We start from the raw sequence: 24,475 nt of genomic DNA on the forward strand, positions 1-24,475 counted from the left end.
GATTCGCGGGCCGGAGGGGCAGGGGGATCGTCGGCGGTTCAAAACGGGTCGGGCAGGTCGGTTTTGCACTGTCTTGCGTCGGCGCGGAATGATGGATTTTCCGCACCCTGACTAAAAGGGGGGGCAGATCCAGCAGGGGAGCCCGGGACATGAAAACGCAAGTCAAAGCATTGGTCGTGGGCGGCGGCGCCGTCGGGACCTCGATCGCCTATCATCTGGCGCGTGCGGGCTGGGAGGATGTGATGTTGCTGGAGCGCGACGAGCTGACGTCGGGTTCCACCTGGCATGCGGCGGGCCTGCTGCCCTATTTCAACATGTCCTATGCGACCACGCATATCCATGATTATTCGATCAAGTTCTACAAGACCCTGGAAGAAGAGACCGGTCTGAACGCGGGCTTCGCCGTGGTGGGCAACCTGCGCATGGCGCAGACCGACGAACGCATGGACGAGTACATGCTCTATGCCTCCACCGCCGAGACCTGTGGTGTGCCTTATGAGTGGCTGACACCCGATCAGATCAAGGCCAAGTGGCCGCTGATCCGGACAGAGGACCTGAAGGGCGCGCTGTATCACCAGACCGACGGCTACATCAACCCGGCGGATGTGACCATGGCCATGGCCAAGGGCGCGCGCCAGCGCGGCGTGATGATCGAGCGCAAATGGCAGGCGGATGCGTTTCACTGGAACGGCGACGCCTGGGAAGTGACCGCCACCAAGATGGTGGAAAAGGGCGGCAACCTTGTGCCGTCGGACGAGCAGATCGTGATCACGGCGGAGCATGTGGTGACTGCCAGCGGCAACCATGCGCAGCGCACCGCGAAGATGCTGGGGATCAAGATGCCTGCGATTCCGGTGGAGCACCAGTTCATCGTGATGGATCAGGACCCCGAGCTGGTGAAGTTCCGCAAGGAGGAAGGCAACGTCGAACATCCGGTGATCCGCGACGCCGATGCGCAGTCCTATGTGCGCGAGGAACGCGGCGGCTGGATCCTGGGGGTCTACGAGCCGCACGCGCCCGCGAGGTTCGAATACGGCGTGCCGGACAGCTTCCGCGCCGATCTGTTCCAGCTGGATCTGGACCGGATCGAGGATCAGTACATGGCGATGAACCATCGTATTCCATCCGCCGAGAACTGCGGGTTGAAGGACGATTTCAACGGCCCGATCTGCTACACCCCCGATGGCAACCCGCTGGTGGGTCCCGCCCCGGGCCTGCGCAACATGTGGCTGGCCGAGGGGTTCTCCTTTGGCATCACTGCGGCGGGCGGCACCGGCTATTACCTCGCGCAGCTGATGGTCGAGGGCGAGGCCGAGATCGATATGGCGTCGCTCGACCCCAAACGCTACGGCGACTGGATGACCACGGAGTTCGCGGCGCGCAAGAACGAGGAAGCCTACGAGCACGTCTATATCCTGCACCACCCCGACGAGGAACGCCCTGCCTGCCGGCCCCTGCGCACCTCGCCCGCCTATGACCGGCAGGCCGCACGCGGCGCGCAATTCGGCTGGGTCAATGGCTGGGAGCGCCCGAACTACTACGCGCCCGAAGGGTTCAGCGACCACGATGCGCGCAGTTTCCGCCGCGGCGGCTGGTGGCAGTATGCCGTGGAAGAGGCACGCGCGATCCGCGAGGGCGTGGGTCTGATCGACGCGACGGCCTTTACCAAGCATCTGGTCAAGGGGCCGGGGGCGACGCAGTTCCTGGACTGGTTCACCTGCAACAAGCTGCCCTCTGTCGGTCGGATCAACCTGACCTATGCCCTGACCGGGGCGGGGACCACGCGCACGGAGTACACCATCGTCCGGCTGGCCGAGAATGAATATTACCTCGTCTCCGCCGGGGCCTGGACGGCCTATGACAGCGATTACCTGCGCAAGGCGATCGAGGACAAGGCGCCGGAGTTCGGTTACATCGAATGCCATGACGTGACCACGCAATGGGGTGTCTTTGCCATCGCGGGACCGAAGTCGCGCGATGTTCTCAAGGAAATCGTCAAGGACGCGGACCCGGACACGGTGCTGTCGAACAAGCGTTTCCCCTGGCTGACCATGCGCAACATCGAACTGGGCATGTGCCCGGTGCGCGCCATCCGCGTCGCCTATACCGGCGAGTTGGGCTGGGAGCTGCACCACCCGATCGAGATGCAGAACTACCTGTTCGACCAGCTGGAAAAGGCGGGTGAAAAGTATGGCATGAAGCTGGTCGGCGCGCGGGCGCAGAACTGGCTGCGGCAGGAAAAGAGCTACCGCGCCTTCGGCAACGAACTGGGCCGCGACGCGACCCCGCTGGAAGCCGACCTGCCGCGCTTTGTGGATCTGTCCAAGGAGTTTCACGGCAAGCAGGCAATGGCCGATCACGGCATCCGCAGCAAATGCGTGACCCTTCTGATCGACGGGCCGGAGGATGCGGACCCCTGGGGTCGCGAGGTGCTCTATCATGCGGAGGGTCGCACCGGGCGTCTGACCTCGGGCGGGTACTCCGTGGCTTTCGGGAAATCCATCGGCATGGGCTATGTCAAACCCGAACACGCCGAGGTCGGCACCAAGCTGAAGGTCAAGATGTTCGACCGGCTTTGGGATGCCGAAGTGGTCGAGGACAGCCCCTATGACCCCAAAAACGTGAATATCCGGGTCGACGGGTGAGCCGCAGGCTCACCCTTGCTCTTCTCTGTGCGCTGGCGCTGACCGCCGCAATGCTGCGCGACAACCCGCTGGTCGCGGCGGGGCGTGACTATGCCCAGGGCGTCGCCACCACGGCGGCGGCCAGCTATGTCACGCTGCGCACGCTGAACGCGTTTCTGTCCACCGCGCAGGAAATCGAGGTGGGCCTCTCCTTTATCGCGTCCGGATCGGCCCAGCCGCTGAAGGTGTTGGAACCGATCGACGACACGGTCGAGCGCATCGCGGGGCTGGTGTTCGGCGTGATGGTGGCGACCGGCGTCATCGCGGTGGCGCTGGGCCCGGTCAGCGCGATCGGCATGGGGCTTTTGGCCGTCGCGCTGGGCATCTGGGCGTTGAGCGGGCGGGGCCATGCGGGGCTGCCGCGGCGGCTGGCCTGGTACGGCGGTTTTCTCGGCCTTGCCCTGCCGCTGGCGCTGGTGGCCGCCGAGCCGTTGGCCCTGCGCATGACAGAAGCCACCTACACCCGCAACATCGTCCTGGTCGAAGAGATCACTGCCCGCGTCGGTGGCAGCGAAGCCCTGGGCGAGGAAGAACCGGGTCTGACGGAATACCGCCAGCTGGCGGGCAACCTCTGGAGCCGCGCGGATGAACTGATCGGCGCATTGCTCGCGGTGCTGGGGGTGCATGTGTTCCGGATATTCATCCTGCCGATGCTGCTGATCGGCGGTCTTTTCGTCATTGCGCGTCACTACGCGCGGGACTGAAAGTCCCCGGAGCGGCACAGGCCGCGCCGGGAGCATCTGTTCACATGCCCTTTGCGGCGGCAAAGCCCGTGATGCCGCCCATCGGGGCCAGGTCGACCTCTTGGCCATCCACCCAAGCCGTTGAAATGAAGTGAAATCACCGCCCGTCGCTCCGAAGGAGCGCCGAGGCATGCTGGCACGCCTTCGGCGTGATGGGTTTGACGGATTTTCCCGCAGCCTGCGTCACAGCTCCTTGAAATAGAACCACTATTCCTGCGCAGGTGCGTCTTGTCTTCGGAGCAATCTGTCAAACTGAGCGTATGGAATTAATGAGTCCAGAGCCTAGCGTACCGCCCGGCGCGCGATCCAGTTCTGCCAGTCCGACCGGCTGCCGTTGAAGGCGTTCAGGTCCACACCGCCCGCGATGCCCGGTACAATGCCGGTGGCGGTATACTGCCAGAATTTCCACGGCTGTCCCGAATAGACTTCGCCCAGGGTCTTGGCGGTCGAGCGCAGCCAGAATTCGTAGCCGTCAAACTGCCCAAGACCGTTCTGCCGGTAGAATTCCGGCGTGGTGTAGATGATCGGGCGCTGTCCGTAATGCGCCTCGACGATCCGCAGCCAGCGCCGCATCTGGTCGCGCACCTCTGCCCCGGGCGGGCGCACGGTGGCGCAGGTGGGCGAAAACGGGTTCCATTCCATGTCAAGCACCGGGGGCATCATGCCGGACGTGCGCGGTACGTTGCGGATGAACCAGCGCGCCTGATCCTCGGGAGAGGTGCAGAAGTAGTAGAAATGATAGGCCCCGCGCACGACACCCGCGCTGCCTGCGGCGCGCCAGTGTTCGTGAAACGCGGTGTCAAGCAGGTCGCCCCCCTCGGTCGCCTTGATGAAGGCGAAATTGACGCCGTTTGCCCGTGCCTCTCCCCATGCGATGCTCTTTTGAAAACGCGCCGCGTCGATCCCGTGCACCGCAAAGGCATCGGGACGGGGCGCGTTGAAGCTGGCCGGATTGCTGTCCCCGAAATCCGGCGCGAAGAGCACACCGGGCGGGGCGGGCGGCACCCCGGTATCGTTCGCGCCGCCACAGGCGGCGAGGGCAAGCAGGCACAGGAAGAAAAGGCGACGGAACAGGATCATCAGACAGGCTTTCGCGCGACAAGGGCAAGGTTGTTGGCGGGCATCTCGATCACACCGCCGGGCTCCAGCCCAGAGTTGCGCAGCCAGTCCGCGACTGCAAGGTCGTCCTTGTAGCCGATCAGCGGATCGGCGCTCCGCAATTCCGCATCGAACCGGCGGTCGCCGTCGCTGGTCAGCGTGCCACTTCGCCTGAACGGACCATAAAGGACAAAAACACCGCCCGGCACCAATGCAGAGGCGACGCCGTCCAGGATGTGCCGCGCCTCGGGTTCCGAGACGAGGTGCAGCAGATTTACCAGGACCACCAGGTCGACGGGCGGCCACCTGGCAGCCCAGCCCGGTTCGGTCGCGTCAAGCTGCTGCGCCGGGGCGATGTTTGGCAGCGCCGCCTCGGCCGCATGCGCGTCGATGCTGGCCCGGCGGGCCGGGTCGATTTCGGTCGGGTGCCAACGCAGGTCGGGCAGGGCGCGGGCAAATGCCACGACATGCTGCCCGGTGCCACTGGCGATTTCCAGCGCGCGGCCCGTGGCGGGCGCATGATCGGCCAGCACGGTACAGATCGCGTCGGCATTCCGGGCCGCGGCGGGGGCAAAGAGCTTGCCGTTCTCGCGCTGGTCCGCCACGCTGGCGGTGGGGGGCAGTTTACGGCTCACCTGCGGAACCTGTCCGCCGACAGACCCGCGATGCCGCCGCCGATGACGGCAGTATCGCTCATGCCTGTTCCTCAAGTCGGTCCGTGGCCGGGGGCGGCGTCGGGCTGAGCGTGCTGAGCCGGGCGTAAAGATCATCCGACATCTCGAAGTCCAGCGCAGCCAGCGAGGGCTGCAACTGCTCCAGCGACCGGGCCGAGATGATCGGGCTTGGCCCGGTCGGATGCCGCGCGGCCCAGGCCACCGCCAGCGTGGCGGGATGCACCCCCAGTTCCTGCGCCACGCCGTTCAGACCAGCGGCGGCATCGTGCATGAGGGCCTGACCATAGCGCGCGGCATAGCGGTCGTCTTCGCTCAGCCGGCCGGTGCCGCCCGCCCCGTATTTGCCCGTGAGCAGGCCACCGCCCAGCGGCGAATAGGGCGCGACAAGGATGCCAAGGTCATCCGCCATCGGCAGGATCTCGACCTCGGCCTGGCGTTTGACCAGATTGTACATCGGCTGGATCACCGCGATATCGAGGCCGAAACCCGCCGCGACCCCAGCCGCCTTGACCACCTGCCAGGCGGCAAAGTTGGACAGACCGATGTGGCGGACATGGCCCTTCTGCTTCAACTCCGCCAGTGCGCCAAAGCTTTCCGACAGGGGGGTGTCGGCGTCGAACCGGTGCAGGTAGAGCACGTCCAGCGTGTCGATCTGCATGCGCTGGCGCGAGGTTTCCGCCGACGCGAGGACGTTCTCGCGCCCCGCGCCGCCGGTATAGGCGGCCTTGGTCGCGACGATCAGGCTGTCCCGCCGGCTGCCCAGAAACCTGCCCAGCAGCGTCTCCGACGCGCCGTCGGTATAGACATGGGCGGTGTCGAAATGGGTGATGCCCGCCGCGACACAGGCGTCGAACATCGAGGCAGAGGCGGCTTCGTCCGCGCGCCCGCCGAACTGCATGGTGCCAAAGGCAAGGCGGCTGGCGGGGGTGCCGTCGGGGCTGGTGAGTGTCTGTTTCACCTGCTCACTCTCCGCCCTTCTCGGTTGCCCGCTGGTAGGCCGGGCGCGCGCGGATCATATCGACAAAGCCCTTCAACGCCGGAAATTCCGCGCCGCGCTCCATCCGCATGGCGATTTCCGCCGGAAAGCTCAGCATGATATCCGCCGCCGACAACCGGTCGAGCACGAAATGCCCCGAGGGCCGCACGAGGCTGTTCATATAGGCGAAATGGCTGGTGAGTTCGTCCGAAATGCGCGGATGCAGCGGCGCGCCCGCTTCGCCCAGGCGGCCCACGTAAAGGTTCAGCAGGATCGGTGTCATCGCCGACCCTTCGGCGAAATGCATCAACTCCAGGTGCCGCAGGTAGGCGTCGTCGTCGCGGTCCGGAATCATTTCCGGCGCAAAGCGGGTGCAAAGCACCTCGGTGATCGCGGCGCTTTCGGTGATCAGCCTGCCGTCCAGTTCCACCATCGGCGACTTGCCCAGCGGATGCACGCTGCGCAGCTCCGGCGGGGCAAGGTTGGTTTTGGCGTCCCGCGTGTAGTGCGCGATTGTATAGGGCTCTCCGATTTCCTCCAGCAGCCAGAGGATGCGGTGAGAACGGGATCGGTTCAGGTGGTGGACGTGGATCATTGCGGCCTTCCTTTGAATTCGGTGCCACTCTACCTGACCGCCCTGCGATGGAAAGGGGCCGCGCCCCCGCGCTCCGCACGGGACTGTGATCTCAGGGGGCTGGGCAACCGCGGCAAATGGCCCAACTATGTCGGCATGACCACACGCCGTACCTTTCTTGCCGCGACCGCCGCCGCCTGTGCGATGCCTGCCCTCCTGCGCGCCCAGTCCGGGCCGGTGGCCGATCTGGACACCGCCATCTCTGACCTGACGCAACTGCATTCACTTCAGGTGCGGCGCGGGGATACGGTGGTCTTTGCCAAGGCCCCGCGCGGCCCGGGCCTGGACCGGCTGGCCAATATCAAATCCTGTTCGAAAAGCGTCGTGGCGCTGCTTCTGGGGACCGCCATCGCGCGGGGCGAGATCGCATCGGTGGGGGCGACCCTGGCCGAGGTCGCCCCCGGCATCCTGCCCGCCGATGCCACGCCCGGCGCCGGGGACATCACGATGGAAGACCTCGTGACCCTGCGCGCGGGGCTGGAGCGGACCTCGGGGCCGAACTACGGCGAATGGGTCAGCAGCCGCAACTGGCTGGCCAACGCCCTGCGGCGCCCGATGGTGGCCGAGCCGGGGCAGCGGATGCTGTATTCCACCGGATCGACCCATATCCTCGGCGCGGCGCTGGCCGAGGCGACGGGGCAAAGCCTGCTGGCGCTGGCCCGCGACCGGCTGGGTCGCCCGATGGGGATCGAGATACCGCCCTGGACCCGTGACCCGCAGGGGTACTATCTGGGCGGTAACGAGATGGCACTGCGCCCGACAGCGATGCTGGCGCTTGCCACGATGGTCCGCGACGGCGGCAGCTACGAGGGCGCGCAGGTGGTGCCGCAGGACTGGATCGAAGCCTCGGGCCGTCCCCGCGGGCGGTCGCCCTGGTCGGGGATGAGCTACGGCTACGGCTGGTTCCTCACGCGCTCGGGCTACATGCTGGGCCGTGGCTACGGTGGCCAGATCATCGCCGCCCATGCCGAACGGGGCCTCGCCGTCGCCATCACCTCCGATCCGGGCCTGCCCGCTCGGTCGCAGGGATACTTCGGCGCGCTGACGGATCTGCTCGACGGTCCCGTGCTGGCGCTGGCTTAGAATCCGGTCCGGCGATAGCTCCTTGAGCTTGCCGCGCCTGATGGGCCGTGCCACTCTTTGCCAAAACGCAAAGGACCCGCACGGATGCCGGCACCGCTAGTCTTGAGAAACAGAAACTACCGGCTTCTCCTGGGGGCCGGCACGATGAGCAATCTTGGCGACGGGCTGGTTGTCCTTGCATTGCCGTGGCTCGCGACGTTGATGACCCAGAACCCGGTTGCGATTGGCGCGGTGGCGGCGGCCACCCGTCTGCCCTGGCTGTTGTTTGCCATTCCCGCAGGCGTCGTTGTCGACAATTCCGAACACAACAGGCTGATGGCCCGCGCCGATCTTCTGCGGGCGACAATCGCGGTGGCGATCCTCCTGCTGGCCGTGAACCAACCCGCCGAGGGCGCGGTCTGGGTCCTGGCGGGGCTCGCCTTTGTCCTGGGCTCTGCCGAAGTGCTGCGCGACAACGCCGCTCAGACCATGCTCCCCTCCATCGTGGACCCCAAGGATCTGGAGGCGGCCAACGGCCAGCTGTGGAGCGTCGAGCAGCTGACAAACCAGTTCATCGGGCCGCCGCTGGCAGGGGTGTTGATCGCGGCGGGCATCGGCATCCCGTTCGGTATCGACGCCGCCCTGCTGGTCCTGTCCGCAGGCTGCGTCTGGATGATCACGCTCGCGCCACGGGCGCAGGGCAGGGCGCCGTTCCGCAAGGCCCTGATGGAAGGGATCGGTTTCATGCGTGCCGATGCCCTGCTGCTGCGGCTTGCCGTGGTTCTGGGGATTGCCAATTTCATCGCGACGGCGACGATCACCGTTCAGGTTCTCTTTGCGCAGGATGTGCTGTCCCTGTCCGCCTCTTCCTACGGGATCGTCCTGTCCGTCGCGGCGCTGGGCGCCATCACCGGAAGCCTGCTTGCGCCAAGGTTCGTCGGGTTTCTGGGAACCCAAAGGTGCCTGTACCTTTCAATCGCGACCTGGGGCATCGGCTATGCCTCCATCGGGTTCAGCCACGCGGGCGTCACCATGGCGGTCGCGCTCTTTTTCGTGATGGCCGCGGCGATGCTGTGGAATGTCATCACGGTGTCCTGGCGGCAAAGGCGCATCCCGCCGCTGCTGCTGGGGCGGGTGAACAGCATCTACCGCTTCTTCGGCTGGGGCTCCATGCCGCTGGGGGCCATGACCGGCGGCATCCTCGTGTCGGTACTGGAACAGGATTTCGGCCGGGAACTGGCGTTGCGCGCCACCTTCATCTGTGCCGGGGCGGCATGTGCGATCCTGCTTTGCTACGCTTTGGTGAAGCTGCGTCTGGAATGACCTGGCCGACCTTCGGTCGCGACACCCCGGCACGGCGGGGCATCGTCCGCTTTGTCCGCCAAGCCGACCTCCGGTGCGGAGGCCTTTCGAAGATTTCTTCGGGGAGCCTTGTCGGACCTAACGTCAGTCCCACAAGCAGCTTGGCCACGAATTGCACCACGAAATGCAAAGGGCGACCACCGGGGCCGCCCTTCCTGTTCTACCAAGCCGTTTCCGCTTACTGCGGGATGTCGCCTTCGATGCCTTCGACGTAGAAATTCATGCCCGCCAGCGTGCCGTCATCGGCGGTCTCGCCCTCGGCCAGCCAGACGCTGCCGTCCTGCTTGTTGATCGGCCCGGTGAAGGGGTGGTAGTCGCCGCTCGCGATGCTGTCCTTCAGCGCCAGCGCCTCTTCCTTCACCTCCGCCGGAACCGCATCGGTGATTTCACCGATCGCGACCATGCCCGCACCGATGCCGTCCCAGGTGTCGGTCGATTCCCAGGTCCCGTCCATCACGGCCTTGGTGCGCGCGATGTAGTAGGGCGCCCAGTCGTCGATGATCGAAGACACCCGCGGCTTGGGCGCATATTGCGCCATGTCCGACGCCTGACCAAAGGTGATCACGTTGCCCGCTTCCTGCGCTGCGGCCTGCGGCGCGGTGGAATCGGTGTGTTGCAGCACCACATCGGCGCCCTGGTCGATCAGCGTGCGCGCGGCGTCGGCCTCTTTCGCCGGGTCGAACCAGGTATAGGCCCAGACGATCTTGAACTGGACATCGGGGTTGACCTTCTTGGCGTGGATGTAGGCGGAGTTGATGCCGCGGATCACTTCGGGGATCGGATAGGATCCGATGTAGCCGATGATGTTGCTCTCGGTCATGCTGCCCGCGATATGCCCCTGGATCGCGCGGCCCTCGTAGAAGCGGGCGGAATAGGTCGACACGTTGTCGGCGCGCTTGTAGCCGGTGGCGTGTTCGAATTTCACATCCGGAAACTTCTTGGCCACGTTGATGGTCGGGTCCATGTAGCCGAAGGACGTGGTAAAGATCAGGTCGGCGCCGTCCAGCGCCATCTGTGTCATGACACGCTCGCTGTCGGGGCCCTCGGCCACGTTCTCGACGAACACGGTCTCGACCGCGTCGCCGAATTCTTCCTCGACGGCCAGACGGCCCTGGTTGTGCTCGTAGGTCCAGCCGCCGTCACCGACCGGCCCGACAAAGACGAAGCCGACCTTGGTCTTGTCCTGGGCGTAGGCGCCGGTGGCCAGGATCAGTGCCAGTGCGGCACCAGCGAGAAGAGTTCTGCGTTTCATGGTCATCCCCATTGTTGAAGTTTGTTGGCCCCTAGGACGAGGCGTGGAAGATACGCCCGAGCGAGGCGGGCGCGGCAGATTTGTCGCGGCTCAGAATCACCAGAACCACAATCGTGGTAACGTATGGCGACATGTCCAGATACTCCACCGGAATGGCAACCCCCGCGCCCTGCAGATTGAGCTGCAGCTGGTCGATGCCGCCGAAAAGATAGGCACCCAGCAAGAGCCGCCAGGGTTTCCAGCTGGCAAAAACCACCAGGGCCAGCGCGATCCACCCGATCCCGGCGGTCATGCCTTCGGTCCATTGCGGCACCCGGATCAGGCTGATGTAGGCCCCGCCTATGCCCGCGCAGGCGCCGCCGAACACGATTGCCAACGTCCGGATGCGCTTGACCGGGTAGCCCAGCGCATGCGCGGCATCATGGCTTTCGCCCACCGCGCGCAGGATCAGCCCCGCGCGGGTGAATTTCAGCACCGCCCAGACAGCGGCGACAAGCACCAGCCCCAGATAGAGGATGATGTCATGGGTAAAGAGGATCGGCCCGACCACCGGAATATCCGCCAGCAGGCCAAGGTCGACGTCCGGCAGACGCGGGGGGGTGACGCCGACGTAGGGCTGCCCCAGCAGCGACGACAGGCCAAGGCCGAACAGCGTGAGCGCAAGGCCGGAGGCGACCTGGTTGGCCAGTGTGACCTGCGTCAGGAAGGCAAAGAGCAGCGACAAGAGCGCCCCGCCAAGGGCGGCGGCGGCGAATCCCAGCAGCGGGGAGCCGGTTTCGACCGCCCCTGCAAATCCGCAGATCGCGCCGATGATCATCATCCCCTCCACCCCGAGGTTCAGCACGCCCGATTTCTCGACCACCAGTTCTCCGGTGGCGGCAAAGATCAGCGGTGTCGCCGCGACGAGAAAGCCTGCGACGAAGAGGATCGGGTTAATCGCGGACAGGTCCATCACGCTACCTCCGGCTTGCCCAGCCGAAGCCGGTAGTTTGTCAGCACGTCCAGTGCCAGCAGAAAGAACAGCAACATCCCCTGGAACACCTGGATCGCCGCCGCCGGCAGGCCCAGTTGCGACTGGGCGATGTCGCCGCCGATATAGGTCAGCGCCATCAACCCGCCCGCCAGCAGAATGCCGATCGGATGCAACCGCCCGAGGAACGCGACGATGATCGCCGTGAACCCGTAGCCGACGTTGAAATCAATGGTCACTTGCCCCGCCGGTCCCGCGACCTCGAACAACCCCGCCAGCCCGGCCAGCAGCCCCGATGTGCCCAGGCAGAACAACACCAGCCGCGCCGGGTTCACACCGGAAAAGCGCGCGGCGCGTGGCGCCTCTCCGGTGACGCGGATCGCAAAACCCAGCCGGTGCTTGGTCATCAGCACATAGGCCAGGATCACCGCGATCAGCGCCGCGACCACGCCCCAGTGCATGCCGGTCCCCTCGATCAGATCGGCGTTGAAGGCGCTCTCGTACTGCTGCAGGTTCCGCGACCCGGGAAAGCCGAACCCCTCGGGGTTCTTCAACAGCCCCAGCGACATCGAGGCAAGCAGGCTTTCAGCCACGTAGACCAGCATCAGCGACACGAGAATCTCGTTGGTGCCGAACCTGACCTTCAGGAGCGCCGGGATCATCGCCCAGATCCATCCGCCAAAGGCCCCCGCCAGCACCATCAGCGGAAACACGATGAAACTGTCCAGTGGATAAAGCGCCAGCCCCACCCCCGCGCCGAACAGCGCACCCATGATGTACTGACCTTCGGCGCCGATGTTCCAGATCCCCGCCTTGAACCCCAGGCTCAGCCCGATGGCGATCAGCACCAGCGGCGCGCCCTTGATCAGCAGCTGCGGGCGATAATAGAACGCGAACTCCCCGAACAGCGGCTGCCAGAAGATGGTGATGATCGAGGTCACCGGGTCCTTGCCCATGACGGCAAACATCAATCCGCCAAAGACCATCGTTGCCAGCACCGCCAGCAGCGGCGTGGCCAGCGAAACGGCGCGGCTGGGCTGGGGCCGCTTCTCCAGGCGTATCATGCGCCGTCCCCCGGCTTCATTGTTCCAAAAATACACGAAAGCAACGGCTCAGACATGCGCCACCTCCATCCCGTGCGCGCCGCCCATCATCAGGCCGATCTCTTCAACCGTCAGCCCCTGCGCCGGACGCGGCGGCGACAGGCGGCCCTCGTTCAGCGCCGCGAACCGGTCCGAGATCTCCATCAACTCATCCAGGTCCTGGCTGATCACCACGATCGCCGCGCCCTTCTCGGCAAGATCCAGCAGCGCCTGCCGGATGGCCGCGGCGGCAGAGGCATCGACCCCCCAGGTGGGCTGGTTCACCACCAGCAGGTCGGGCCGCTGCAACACCTCGCGACCGATCACGAACTTCTGCAGGTTCCCCCCCGACAGGGACCGTGCCGCGTTGCCCGGCCCCGGCGTGCGCACATCGAAGGTGCCGATGATGCGCTCGGCAAAGCTGCGCGCGGCGCCCCAGTCCAGCAATCCGCCCCGGTCGAGGCTCTCCCGCGCCGCCCCGGTGAGCATGGCGTTCTCCGTCAGGGACATGTCCGGCACCGCCGCATGGCCCAGCCGTTCCTCGGGGGCGGTCAGAACACCCATGGCCCGGCGCGGCGTCGGCCCCAGCACGCCGATGTCGCGGCCCTGAAACGCGATCATGCCGGGCGCGCTCAGGGTCTCGCCCGACAGGGCGGCCAGCAGCTCGTCCTGACCGTTGCCCGCAACCCCGCCGATGCCCAGCACCTCGCCCGTGCGCACCTCCAGGCTGATCTCGCGCAGCGGCATGCCAAAGGCGCTGGGCGATTTCGCCGACAGCCGGTCAAGCTTCAGCACCACCTCGCCCGGTGCCTTGCCCGCCCGCGTCGGTGTCTTCAGCACCGTGCCCACCATCATCTCCGCCATGTCGCGGGCCGAGGTCTCCGACGGGGTGCAATGGCCCACCACCTTGCCCAGCCGCAGGATCGTGGCACTGTCACACAGCGCGCGGATCTCCTCCAGCTTGTGCGAGATATACAGGATCGCGGTGCCTTCCGCGCTCAGCTTGCGCAACGTCTTGAACAGGATCTCGACCTCCTGCGGGGTCAGCACGCTGGTCGGTTCATCCATGATCAGCAGCCGCGGCTCCTGCAGCAGGCAGCGGATGATCTCGACCCGCTGGCGTTCCCCCGCGGATAGGTCCCCCACCACCCGGTCGGGGGCCAGGGGCAGGCCGTAGGTCTCCGACACCTCGCGGATGCGCCGGCTCAGCGCGCGCAGCTTCGGCGCGTCCTCCATCCCCAGCGCGATGTTCTCGGCCACGGTCAGCGCGTCGAAAAGCGAAAAGTGCTGGAACACCATGCCCACGCCCGCCGCCCGCGCCGCATGCGGATCGCCGGGGGCGAAGGGCGCGCCGTGCATCCGCATCCGCCCGGCATCGGGCTTGACCAGACCGTAGATCATCTTGACCAGCGTGGACTTGCCCGCGCCGTTCTCGCCCAGCAGCGCGTGGACCTCGCCGGGGGCGATGCGCAGCGATACGTCGTCGTTGGCGACCACGCCGGGATAGGCTTTCGTCAGGCCTGACAGGTCCAGCAGCGGCGCGTCGGTCATGCGGTCTCCCCTTGAAGTGTCGGAAAAAGAAGCCCGTTTACACAGCCTTTTGCAATAGCGTCGGGCGCCCGGCCCAGCGATTTGTCCCCGATGGGACAGGTAATTGCCGCCGGATCGAGCGCCAGCGCCTCCAGCCGGGTGCGGAACCGGCGCCACTTTGTCTCCGATCCGATCAGCCCGCAAGAGCCGAAGCCGCGCCGCAACAGCGCCGCGCAGAGCGCAAGGTCGATGTCATGTGAATAGGTGAAGATCAGGTGATGCGCGTCGGGCGGCGCCGCGGCGGCCAGCCGCGGCATATCGGCGGCGGGCAGCATCGTCACAGCGGCGGGAACCTCGGCGGGAAAGCGGTCCCGGTCGCTGTCGATCCAGGTGATGTCGAAGGCGCCGGGCGGGCAGGCGCGCACCACCGCGCGGCCCACGTGACCCGCCCCCCAAAGCCACAGCGGCAAGGGGGCGTCGAGGCGCAGCGGCGCAGGGGCGGCGGCGGCCGGTTCGTCCACCGGGCGCGGCGTCCGGCCAAAGCGCAGCGTCACCGCCCCGCCACAGCACTGGCCCAGCCCCGGCCCCAGCGGCACGTTCTCTTCCATCTGTTCCGCCCCGGTCGACAGCATCCGCCGCGCGGTCCGGACCGCCCGCAGCTCCAGCGCGCCGCCGCCAATGGTGCCCCGGGTCGTGGTCGCCGTCACCATCATCGCGGTGCCGGCCTCGCGCGGGGCCGATCCGCGCACGGCGAGGATCTCCACCCAGATCGCGCCGGTCATGCCCGCGTCCTTTGCACCGCCGCCAGCACCGCTTCGGCGGTGGCGGGGGCCTGCAGGTCGCCGTAGGCCGGGCCGCAGGCGGCCAGGGCGTCGGACAGCGCCATGAAGGCCGAAATGCCCAGCATCAGCGGCGGCTCGCCCACCGCCTTGGAGCGGTAGACCGTCTGCGCCGGGTTCGGCTGATCCCAAAGCGCCACGTTGAACACCGGCGGCCGGTCGGAACAGGCGGGGATCTTGTAGGTCGAAGGCGCATGGGTCCTGAGCGCGCCCTTGTCGTCCCAGACCAGTTCTTCGGTCGTCAGCCAGCCCGCGCCCTGCACATAGCCGCCTTCGATCTGGCCAATGTCGATGGCCGGGTTCAGCGACGCCCCCGCGTCGTGCAGAATGTCGGTGCGCAGGATGCGGTTTTCACCGGTCAGCGTGTCTATCACGACTTCGGTGCAGGCCGCGCCATAGGCGAAATAGTAAAACGGCCGCCCCCGGCCCCGGATGCGGTCCCATTCGATGTCGGGTGTCTTGTAGAACCCGGTGGCCGACAGGCTGATCCGCGACTGGTAGGCGGATGCCGCCGCCTGCGCAAAGGTGATCTCTTCGCCGCCCGCGCGGACCTTGCCCCCGGCAAAGCTGATCTCGGTGGTCTGGTAGCGTTCCGCCAGATGCGCCCTGATCCGCTCGCGGATCTCGTCGCAGGCGTTCTGCACCGCCATGCCGTTCAGGTCCGACCCGGAGGAGGCCGCCGTGGCCGAGGTGTTGGGCACCTTGCCGGTATCCGTCGCGGTGATCTTGACCGCCTCCAGCGGGACGCCGAAACGGCTGGCGGCCACCTGCGCGACCTTCTGGAACAGGCCCTGGCCCATCTCTGTCCCGCCGTGGTTCAGGTGGATCGACCCGTCCTGATAGACATGCACCAGCGCCCCCGCCTGGTTCAGGTGGGTCAGGGTGAAGGAGATGCCGAATTTCACCGGCGTCAGGGCGATTCCCCGCTTCAGCAGGGGCTGGACGGCGTTCCATTCCGCGATCGCCGCCCGCCGCGCGGTGTAATCGCAGCCCTCCGCCAGCCGGTCGGTCAGTGCGTTGATGACGCAATCGGTCACTGGCTGGTGATAGGGCGTCGTCTGCACGCCGTCCGGCGGGGCGGGCGGCGCCTTGGCCGGGGCAGGCGCGCCGCCGCGCGATGTGTTGTCTTCCGCCGGGGTGGCGGTCACGGGCGCGCTGCCTGTCTCGATATGAGGCTGGTCGCCGCGCCTATCGGCGTAGTAGTTGGCCCGCCGCACCGCCAGCGGGTCCAAGCCGCGCGCATGTGCGATATGGTCCATCACTTTTTCGATCCCCATCATCCCCTGCGGCCCGCCGAAGCCGCGAAAGGCGGTGGCGGACTGGGTGTTGGTGCGCAGCCGGTGCGAGGTGATCGACACATGCTCAAGGTGATAGGCGTTGTCGGCGTGCAGCATGGCCCGGTCCGCCACGGGCAGGCTCAGGTCCATGGCCCAGCCGCAGCGGGCGTATTGGGTAAAGGCCAGCGCCAGGATGCGGCCCGCGTCGTCGAAACCAACGTCATAGTCGATGCGGAAATCGTGTCTCTTGCCGGTCACGATCATGTCGTCGTCGCGGTCATAGCGCATCTTGCAGGGTCGCCCGCTGTGCCGCGCGGCCACGGCACAGGCGATGGCCAGTGCGTTGCCCTGGCTTTCCTTGCCGCCGAAACCGCCGCCCATGCGCCGGGTCTCGACCCGGACGGCGTGCATCGGCCGCCCGATGGCATGGGCCACCTTGTGCTGGATCTCGGTCGGGTGCTGGGTCGACGAATGGATGACCATGTCTCCGTCGTCCTGCGGCAGGGCAAGTGCCGCCTGACCTTCGAGATAGAAATGCTCCTGGCCGCCGATGTGTACGCTGCCCCTGCGCCGGTGCGCGGCGCGCGACAGGGCCGCCGCCGGGTCGCCCTTGGTATAGACCCGCGGCCCGTCCTCGAACCGGGCATCCGCGGCAAGCGCGTCCTCGATGCTCAGCACCGGCTTTTCCGCCGCGATCTCGACCGTGCCCAGCCGCGCCGCGCGCCGCGCCGCCAGATGCGATGTGGCGATCACCAGAAACACCGGCTGGCCAAGGTAATGCACGGCCCCGGTCGCCAGCAGAGGCTCGTCGTGGTTGGAAGGCGAGCAATCCGCGTCGAAGGGCAGATCTCCGGCGGTCAATACCGCGACCACGCCGGGCGCCGCGCGCACCGGGTCCAGGTCCATCGCGGTGATCTTTCCGGCGGCGGCCCGGCTCAGCCCGAAGGCGAGGTGCAGCGTGTTGGCGGGCACGGGAATGTCATCGACATAGCGTGCCGCCCCCGTCACATGCAGACGGGCGGCGTCATGGGGCAGGGGGCGTGCGATGCTCATGCGCTCACCTGCCCGACATCGGTGATCTGGCCGGAGAGGTCATGGAAATAGCGCAGCAGCATGTTCTGTGCGGTCTGCATCCGGTAGCGGGCAGAGGCGCGCATGTCGGACATCGGCTCGAAATCCTCCGTCAGGGCGGCCATCGCGGTGTGAAAGCTGTCGGCGGTGAAGGGGGCACCGGTCAGCGCCGCTTCGGCTGCGGCGGCGCGTTTCGGGGTGCCCGCCATGCCGCCGAAGGCGATGCGGGCGCGCGTGATGGTCTGGTCCTGCCGGGTGAGGTTGAGACAGCCGCAGACGGCGGAAATGTCCTGATCGAAGCGTTTCGACAGCTTGTAGCAGCGCAGGTTGTCGGGCTGTTTGGGCAGGCTGATCGCTTCGACGAATTCGCCTTGGGCGCGGTCCTGCCTGCCGTAGGCGACAAAGAAATCCTCCAGCGGGAGGCTGCGGCGCGTGTCGCCGTGACGCAGGTGCAGCGTCGCCCCCAGCGCGATCAGCGCGGGCGGCCCGTCGCCGATGGGAGAGCCGTTGGCGATATTGCCGCCGATGGTGGCGGCATTGCGGACCTGCACCGACCCGTAGCGCCGCAGCATGCTGCCGAGGCTGGGGTGGTGCGGGGCGATATGGGCCTCCAGCGCGGTGAGGCTGGTCATCGCCCCGATGCGCCAGTGATCGCCCTGGTCCGTGATGCCGCGCAGGTCGGCGCACCGGTTCAGGAAGGCGACATCGCCCAGATCGCGGAATTGCTTCGTGACCCACAGGCCCACGTCGGTGGCCCCGGCGATCAGCGTCGCCTCGGGATGATCGGCGTACCAGCGCGCCAGTTCGTCGGAATGCGCGGGGTGCAGGACCCGGGGGGCCAGCCCCCCGGACCCCCCGGTGGTATTTTCGGAACAATGAAGAGACAGGTTTTCCAGATGCGCGGGGGGCGGTGCGGATTCTGCCGCTTGAGCGGCGCGGATGATCGGGGCATAGCCCGTACAGCGGCAGAGGTTGCCGGAGAGCTGCGTGTCGTGGTCGGTTCTGCCGTTGAGATGGGCGCAGGCCATGGAGACCGCGAAGCCCGGCGTGCAGAAGCCGCATTGGCTGCCGTGGTGGTCCACAAGCGCCTGCTGCACCGGGTGCAGGGTGCCGTCGGGGGCGCTGAGCCCTTCGACCGTGGTGACGTGGCAGCCCGCGATCTGGGGCAGGAACAGGATGCAGCCGTTGAGTGCGCGGGCGCCGTCGGCGTCAGTGATCATCACCGTGCAGGCCCCGCAGTCGCCTTCGTTGCAGCCTTCCTTGGTGCCGGTCAGCCCGCGCGCTTCGCGCAGCCAGTCGAGCAGGGTGGTGGTGGGGGACACGCCGGTCAGCGACACGGGTTCTCCGTTCAGAAGAAACGTGATGTCCATTGTGGAAACCTGTCGCCTTACCGGGAATGGCGGCCGTTTCTGCGCCCCCTCGATGCGACGTAGAAGAGGAGCGGCCCGTTTACGTCTGCCAGATTAGGGAATTTCGCGCCGTGCTGGCAAGCAAAAGCGCGCGGCCGCGGTGTTAAAACCCGGTCGGGGCCAGCGGTTGCCGGTTGAACAGGCGCCGGTCAGTCGCCCAGCGTGGCGGCAAGCGCCGCCATCTGATCCGCCGCCGTGCCCCAGCCTTCGTGAAAGCCCATGTCGAGGTGCTTTTGCCGGTCTGCGTCGGTCGCGTGCTTGACCCGGGCGGTGTAGCGGGTGCCGCCTTCGACCGCCTCCAGCGTGATGATGCCGGTCATGAAGCCGCTGGCGAGCGGGCGGAAACCGGGCCCCAATGCGTCGGTGAAGGTAAACCGCCGCGCCGGTTCGGCTTCGAGGACGCAGCCTGCCTGGGCGTCGAAGTCGGTGCCGTCCGGGGCCTGCATCGCGGTCAGGAAGATCCCGCCCGGCGTCGGATCGACCTCGGCACGGGTCACTTTGTAGGGCGCGGGGCAGAACCACCGCTTCAGCAGCTCCGGTTCGGTCCAGCAGCGCCAGAGCGTGTGAGGGGACGCCGCGATGGTGCGGGTCAGTTCCAGGTCGAGCTTGGGGTCATGATCGGTCATGTGGTGTTCTTTTCCAGTGAGAGGGCCAGTGCGTCGAGCCGGTCGAGCCGCGTTTCCCAGACCTGGCGCTGCCAGGCGAGCCAGCCCTGCACCTCCATCAGCGGGGCGGCTTCGATATGGCAGGTCCGCACGCGGCCTTTCTTGACCGACCGTACCAGGCCCGCGTCCTCCAGCACCTTGAGGTGACGCATGAACGTGGGCAGGGCCATGTCGTGCGGTTCGGCCAGTTCGGAGACCGAGGCGGGGCCACCCGCCAGCCGTTCCACCACCGCGCGGCGGGTGGCATCCGACAGGGTGGCAAAAACGAGATCAAGACGCTGTTGGCTCATGCGGCCACTATGCCTGCGTGCGGGGGGCAGTCAACAGAAACTTAGCCGTTAAGCTAAGTAATTATCTGCTGTCGGCGACCTGCCGCCGATTGCCCCCCCGCAGCGGGCTGGGTACGGTTGGCGCATGACACAATCCCCCCGATTCATCCACCTGCGCACCCATTCCGAATACTCCCTGCTGGAAGGGGCGCTGCGGCTGAAGAAACTGCCGCAGATGTGCCGCGACGCGGGCATGCCTGCGCTGGCGCTGACCGACACCAACAACATGTTCGCGGCGCTGGAATTCTCCGTCGCCATGGCGGGGGCGGGGGTGCAGCCGATCATCGGCTGTCAGGTGGATCTGGCCTATGTGCAGGTCCAGCCCGGCGAGAGACCGCGCGCGCCCGCGCCGGTGGTGTTGCTGGCGCAGACCGAGGCGGGCTACGAGAACCTGATGAAGCTGAACTCCTGTCTTTACATCGACAAGGGCGGCGCGCTGCCCGAGGTCACGCTGGAGGAGCTGGAGGCGCTGAACGGCGACATCATCTGTCTGACCGGCGGGCCGGACGGGCCGGTGGGGATGCTGCTGCGCAATGGGCAGCGCCCGGCGGCAGAGGCGCTGATGGCGCGGCTCGCGGCGGCATTCGGCGACAGGCTGTATGTGGAGTTGCAGCGCCATCCGGGTGAGGACGGCCAGCCCGAGGCCGAGCGCCTGACCGAACGCGGTCTGATCGAGATGGCCTATGCCTTGGATCTGCCGCTGGTCGCCACCAACGACGTCTATTTCCCCAAAGCGGACATGTACGAGGCGCATGATGCGCTGATCTGCATTGCCGAGGGCGCCTATGTGGACCAGCAGCAACCCCGCCGCCGCCTGACCGCGCAGCACTACTTCAAGACCGAGGCCGAGATGACGGCCCTTTTCGGCGACCTGCCCGAGGCGCTGGAGAACACGGTGGAGATCGCCCGCCGCTGCGCCTTCATGGCCTACCGGCGCGACCCGATCCTGCCCAGGTTCGCCGATGACGAGGTCGCCGAACTGCGCCGCCAGGCGCAGGAGGGGCTGCGCGCCCGGCTGGCGATCATTCCCCATGCCGCGCCGGTGGAGGAATACGAGAAGCGGCTCGAATTCGAGCTTGGGATCATCGAGGGGATGGGCTTTCCCGGTTACTTCCTGATCGTGGCGGATTTCATCAAATGGGCCAAGGATCAGGATATTCCCGTGGGGCCGGGGCGCGGCTCGGGGGCGGGCTCGCTCGTGGCCTATGCCCTGCTGATCACCGACCTGGACCCGCTGCGCTATTCCCTGCTGTTCGAACGGTTCCTGAACCCCGAAAGGGTGTCGATGCCGGACTTCGACATCGACTTCTGCATGGATCGGCGCGAGGAGGTGATCCAATACGTGCAGGGCAAGTACGGGCGCGACAAGGTGGGCCAGATCATCACCTTCGGCGCGCTTTTGTCCAAGGCGGCGGTGCGCGACATCGGCCGGGTGCTGCAGATGCCTTACGGGCAGGTGGATCGCCTGTCCAAGATGATCCCGGTCGAGGGGGTCAAGCCGGTCAGTATCGAAAAGGCGCTGGCGGACGAGCCGCGCCTGCGCGAGGAGGCCAAGAACGAGGAGGTCGTGGCGCGGCTGCTGGACTACGGCCAGCAGGTCGAGGGGCTGTTGCGCAACGCCTCCACCCACGCCGCCGGTGTGGTGATCGGCGACCGGCCGCTGGACGCGCTGGTGCCGCTCTATCAGGACCCGCGGTCCGATATGCCCGCGACGCAGTTCAACATGAAATGGGTCGAACAGGCGGGGCTGGTAAAGTTCGACTTTCTCGGCCTGAAGACGCTGACCGTGATTCAGAACGCCGTGGACCAGATCATGGCCTCCGGCCGTCACCTGCACATCGCGGCGGACGGCACGGAGCTGTTCACGCCGCCGGAGGGCGTGCTTGACGATATCTCGACCATTCCGCTGGATGACGAGGCGTCGTATAAACTCTACTCCAGCGCCAAGACGGTGGCGGTGTTCCAGGTGGAATCCAGCGGCATGATGGATGCCCTGAAGCGTATGAAACCCACCTGCATCGAGGACATCGTGGCGCTGGTGGCGCTGTACCGTCCCGGCCCGATGGAGAACATCCCGACCTATTGCGACGTCAAGAACGGCAAGCGTGAACTGGAATCGATCCACCCGCTGATCGACGACATCCTGGAAGAGACCCAGGGCATCATCGTCTACCAGGAGCAGGTGATGCAGATCGCGCAGGTCATGGCGGGCTATTCGCTGGGCGGCGCCGACCTGCTGCGCCGCGCCATGGGCAAGAAGATCGCCGAGGAAATGGCCAAGGAACGGCCCAAGTTCGAACAGGGGGCCGTCGCCAACGGGGTCGACCCGGCCAAGGCGCGTGAGGTTTTCGACCTGTTGGAAAAATTCGCCAACTACGGCTTCAACAAGTCGCACGCGGCGGCCTACGCGGTGGTGAGCTATCAGACCGCGTGGCTCAAGGCGAACCATCCGGTGGAATTCATGGCGGGCGTCATGAACTGCGATATCCACCTGACCGACAAGCTGGCGATCTATTTCGAAGAGGTCCGCAAGCGGCTGGAACTGCCGTGGGTGCCGCCCTGCGTGAACCGGTCGGATGCGTCTTTCAAGGTGGTGGACGGGGCGCTCGTCTATGCGCTGGGCGCGCTCAAGAACGTCGGGCTGGAGGCGATGAAGCTGATCACCGAAGGGCGCAAGGTCGAGGGGCGCGACCGGCCCTTTGCGACGCTCTTCGATCTCGCGCGGCGGGTGGACCTGAAACGCGTGGGCAAGCGCCCGCTGGAAATGCTGGCCCGCTCGGGCGCCTTCGACGAACTGGATTCCAACCGCCGCCGGGTGTTCCAGGCGCTGGATGCGCTGGTGGCCTATTCGGCGGCGGTGCACGAGCAGAAGGCGTCGAACCAGGTATCGCTCTTTGGCGAGGCGGGCGACGATCTGCCCGAGCCGCGCATGCTGCCCTGCGACGACTGGCTGCCCGCCGAACGGCTGACCGAAGAGTTCAAGGCGGTGGGCTTTTACCTGTCGGGGCATCCGCTGGACGATTACATGACACCGCTCAAGCGCAAGTGGGGCAACGACCGGGGCGTGCCCTTCCTGACGCTGGACGAACTGACCGACAAGGTGACGGAACGCGGCGCGATGAACGCGCGGCTGGCCGGTGTGGTCGCCGGGCGGCAGGAACGCAAATCCGCGCGCGGCAACCGCTTTGCCTTTGCCCAGCTCTCCGATCCCACCGGGGGCTACGAGGTGACGCTGTTTTCGGACACGCTGGAACTGGCCCGCGACCACCTGGAAACCGGATCGAAGGTCGTGATCACGGTGGAGGCGACGATGGAAAGCGACCAGCTAAAGCTGCTGGGCCGGTCGGTGGCCCCTGTGGATATGGCGGTGGCGGACGCCGGCAGCATCGGCCTGCGCGTCTTTGTCGATGCGGCGGATGCGATCCCGGCGGTGGCGCAGGTGCTGGAAGGGGCGCGTTCCGCCGCACGGGCAGGGGGCAAGGGGCCGATCCAGCTGTGCCTGATGGACCCCGGCCTGCCCGGCGAGGTCGAGGTCGATCTGGGCTTTGAATACCCCGTCACACCGCAGATCAAGGGCGCGATCCGCTCGCTAGGCGGGGTGCTGGAAGTGCAGGAAATCTGAACCGGAACCTGCCGCTTGCGACGGTGTCGGCCTGCATTGCTGGACCTCATCCGCGCGCTGCGGTAAATAACGGCAACTTCCGGGGGGCTTGGCCATCTTACGATCCACACTTCTGATAGCTGCGCTTCTGGCGCTTGGCGCCTGCGGTGATCCGCTGGACGGACTCGACCGGATCAACGAGGTGGATCTGGCAGATGACGATCCCGCGGTGCAGGCCCTGCCGGACGATGCGGAAGTCGCGCGCGAGGGGTTCTTCGGCACCGGTGCCGCTTCGGGCGGAGAGGGGGCCGTGGTGCCCGGCGACGAGGACGCCGAAACCGCCCGTGAACCGGCCCGGCGCGGTGGCGGGCTGTTCGGTCTTTTCGGCGGCGGTGGGGGCAGCCGCGCCTCCCGCGAAAGGTCAGACGTGCGGGACGTGGCCTATGGCGATGTCCTGCCCTACGGCGTGGTTGCCCGCGTCTGCGACGCCAAGGGGCAATCCCTGGGGTCGAAAATCGAAAACGCCCCGGCGCGCGGCTATGCGCTGCACGATTCCGCGCCGGGCGCGGCTGTGGCGCGGACCTTCTATGTCACCGGGTTCTCCGACGGCTGCCCGCGTCAGTTCACTGCCGCCAACGTGCTGCTGGGCGCGCCGTCGCTCTATGAACAGTTGCACTACGGTCCGGGCGGAGAGAACCTGCCGGTGGGGTCAACCGACCGGGCCTACGAAGAGATAAAGCGCGACGTCTGCGGCGCGGGGCAGGGCAAACCCTGCGGGTCCCGGATCGGCCGGATGGACAGGAACACCTTCTTCGTCAGCGCCTACGACAGTTTCGGCAATTCCAGCCGCTGGACCGAATTCCTGATCCATGAGGGCGACGTGATCGCCACCGCCACCAAGACCAGCGGCTGAGCGGCCGGAATTTTCGAAAATTCCGGGCAAAATTCTTTGAAGAATTTTGGCGCCCGGGGGCGGCACTGGTTCAATAATGCGGCGGGCGTTCGTCTCCCAGCACGATACCCGCGCCCTGGCTCGCCTCCCGCTCGCCTTCGCGCTGCATCAGCATCTGCACGCGCCGCGTGAGCGTGGCGATTTCACCCTCCTGTCGGGCGACCACATCCGACAGGTCATCGACCATGCGGCTGAGGTGGGCGATCTGTTCTTCGAGTCTTTCCATGATGCGTTCCTAGCATGGAGAAAGGCCGCCTGAAATGCC

20 protein-coding genes are annotated in these 24,475 nt (G+C 66.5%); 6 read left to right on the forward strand and 14 right to left on the reverse strand.

What is annotated here, in order from left to right:
- Positions 1-149: 149 nt before the first annotated feature.
- Together FIU94_RS08565 and FIU94_RS08570 are read left to right on the forward strand one after the other, a co-directional pair.
- On the forward strand, positions 150-2,645 hold the full coding sequence (locus tag FIU94_RS08565) for an FAD-dependent oxidoreductase (RefSeq protein ID WP_152465402.1): 2,496 nt from the start codon (positions 150-152) through the stop codon (positions 2,643-2,645).
- The gene (locus FIU94_RS08570) at positions 2,642-3,388 is read left to right on the forward strand and encodes a hypothetical protein (RefSeq protein ID WP_152465403.1); all 747 of its coding nucleotides are present in this window, start codon (positions 2,642-2,644) and stop codon (positions 3,386-3,388) included. Before FIU94_RS08565 ends, FIU94_RS08570 begins: the two co-directional genes overlap by 4 nt.
- A gap of 321 nt (positions 3,389-3,709) precedes the next feature.
- Here the strand turns inward: FIU94_RS08570 and FIU94_RS08575 are convergent, their stop codons facing one another.
- From FIU94_RS08575 to FIU94_RS08590, 4 genes are read right to left on the reverse strand one after another with little or no spacing between them, the layout of a single operon-like run.
- On the reverse strand, positions 3,710-4,507 hold the full coding sequence (locus FIU94_RS08575; RefSeq protein ID WP_152465404.1) for a GH25 family lysozyme: 798 nt from the start codon (positions 4,505-4,507) through the stop codon (positions 3,710-3,712).
- Positions 4,507-5,160, reverse strand: coding sequence for a DUF938 domain-containing protein (locus FIU94_RS08580; protein ID WP_152465405.1), 654 nt, complete (start codon positions 5,158-5,160; stop codon positions 4,507-4,509). The genes FIU94_RS08575 and FIU94_RS08580 overlap by 1 nt, the downstream gene beginning before the upstream one ends.
- Positions 5,161-5,218: 58 nt before the next feature.
- The gene (locus tag FIU94_RS08585) at positions 5,219-6,157 is read right to left on the reverse strand and encodes an aldo/keto reductase (RefSeq protein ID WP_152465406.1); all 939 of its coding nucleotides are present in this window, start codon (positions 6,155-6,157) and stop codon (positions 5,219-5,221) included.
- 4 nt (positions 6,158-6,161) lie between these two features.
- Complete coding sequence (locus FIU94_RS08590) at positions 6,162-6,770, reverse strand: glutathione S-transferase family protein (protein WP_152465407.1); 609 nt, start codon at positions 6,768-6,770, stop codon at positions 6,162-6,164.
- 135 nt (positions 6,771-6,905) lie between these two features.
- Here FIU94_RS08590 and FIU94_RS08595 point away from each other — a divergent pair, with 135 nt between their 5' ends.
- Together FIU94_RS08595 and FIU94_RS08600 are read left to right on the forward strand one after the other, a co-directional pair.
- The gene (locus tag FIU94_RS08595) at positions 6,906-7,892 is read left to right on the forward strand and encodes a serine hydrolase (RefSeq protein WP_152465408.1); all 987 of its coding nucleotides are present in this window, start codon (positions 6,906-6,908) and stop codon (positions 7,890-7,892) included.
- Between the two features lie 84 nt (positions 7,893-7,976).
- Positions 7,977-9,194, forward strand: a complete 1,218-nt coding sequence (locus tag FIU94_RS08600; RefSeq protein ID WP_152465409.1) for an MFS transporter — start codon at positions 7,977-7,979, stop codon at positions 9,192-9,194.
- A gap of 217 nt (positions 9,195-9,411) precedes the next feature.
- Here the strand turns inward: FIU94_RS08600 and FIU94_RS08605 are convergent, their stop codons facing one another.
- The 9 genes from FIU94_RS08605 to FIU94_RS08645 all read right to left on the reverse strand — a co-directional run bounded on the left by FIU94_RS08605 (position 9,412) and on the right by FIU94_RS08645 (position 19,618).
- Entirely contained in the window at positions 9,412-10,485 is a 1,074-nt protein-coding gene (locus tag FIU94_RS08605; protein WP_152465410.1) for a BMP family ABC transporter substrate-binding protein, read from the reverse strand.
- Between the two features lie 31 nt (positions 10,486-10,516).
- Entirely contained in the window at positions 10,517-11,437 is a 921-nt protein-coding gene (locus FIU94_RS08610; protein WP_152466987.1) for an ABC transporter permease, read from the reverse strand.
- Positions 11,437-12,519 carry an ABC transporter permease gene (locus FIU94_RS08615; RefSeq protein WP_152465411.1) on the reverse strand — a complete coding sequence of 361 codons (1,083 nt, stop codon included), beginning with the start codon at positions 12,517-12,519 and terminating at the stop codon, positions 11,437-11,439. Before FIU94_RS08615 ends, FIU94_RS08610 begins: the two co-directional genes overlap by 1 nt.
- Positions 12,520-12,567: 48 nt before the next feature.
- On the reverse strand, positions 12,568-14,088 hold the full coding sequence (locus FIU94_RS08620; RefSeq protein ID WP_152465412.1) for an ABC transporter ATP-binding protein: 1,521 nt from the start codon (positions 14,086-14,088) through the stop codon (positions 12,568-12,570).
- Positions 14,085-14,849 carry a xanthine dehydrogenase accessory protein XdhC gene (gene xdhC / locus FIU94_RS08625; RefSeq protein WP_152465413.1) on the reverse strand — a complete coding sequence of 255 codons (765 nt, stop codon included), beginning with the start codon at positions 14,847-14,849 and terminating at the stop codon, positions 14,085-14,087. The genes FIU94_RS08620 and xdhC overlap by 4 nt, the downstream gene beginning before the upstream one ends.
- Positions 14,846-17,236 (reverse strand): xanthine dehydrogenase molybdopterin binding subunit, encoded by a 2,391-nt coding sequence (gene xdhB, locus FIU94_RS08630; RefSeq protein ID WP_152465414.1) that lies wholly within the window; start codon positions 17,234-17,236, stop codon positions 14,846-14,848. The genes xdhC and xdhB overlap by 4 nt, the downstream gene beginning before the upstream one ends.
- Positions 17,233-18,624: a xanthine dehydrogenase small subunit gene (xdhA, locus tag FIU94_RS08635; RefSeq protein WP_152465415.1), complete on the reverse strand. Its 1,392-nt coding sequence runs from the start codon at positions 18,622-18,624 to the stop codon at positions 17,233-17,235. Before xdhA ends, xdhB begins: the two co-directional genes overlap by 4 nt.
- A 188-nt stretch (positions 18,625-18,812) precedes the next feature.
- Positions 18,813-19,289: an SRPBCC family protein gene (locus FIU94_RS08640; RefSeq protein ID WP_152465416.1), complete on the reverse strand. Its 477-nt coding sequence runs from the start codon at positions 19,287-19,289 to the stop codon at positions 18,813-18,815.
- Entirely contained in the window at positions 19,286-19,618 is a 333-nt protein-coding gene (locus FIU94_RS08645) for a helix-turn-helix transcriptional regulator (protein WP_152465417.1), read from the reverse strand. The genes FIU94_RS08640 and FIU94_RS08645 overlap by 4 nt, the downstream gene beginning before the upstream one ends.
- A gap of 124 nt (positions 19,619-19,742) precedes the next feature.
- On the opposite strand from FIU94_RS08645, the gene dnaE reads away from it, so the two are divergent.
- Positions 19,743-23,279, forward strand: a complete 3,537-nt coding sequence (dnaE, locus tag FIU94_RS08650) for a DNA polymerase III subunit alpha (RefSeq protein ID WP_152465418.1) — start codon at positions 19,743-19,745, stop codon at positions 23,277-23,279.
- Between the two features lie 88 nt (positions 23,280-23,367).
- Positions 23,368-24,171, forward strand: a complete 804-nt coding sequence (locus FIU94_RS08655) for a hypothetical protein (protein WP_152465419.1) — start codon at positions 23,368-23,370, stop codon at positions 24,169-24,171.
- A 70-nt stretch (positions 24,172-24,241) separates the two neighbouring features.
- On the opposite strand, the gene FIU94_RS08660 is transcribed toward FIU94_RS08655, so the two are convergent.
- Positions 24,242-24,436, reverse strand: coding sequence for a SlyX family protein (locus FIU94_RS08660; RefSeq protein WP_152465420.1), 195 nt, complete (start codon positions 24,434-24,436; stop codon positions 24,242-24,244).
- Positions 24,437-24,475: the final 39 nt, after the last annotated feature.

The sequence above is a fragment of the Sulfitobacter sp. THAF37 genome, from assembly GCF_009363555.1.
GTDB lineage: Bacteria > Pseudomonadota > Alphaproteobacteria > Rhodobacterales > Rhodobacteraceae > Sulfitobacter.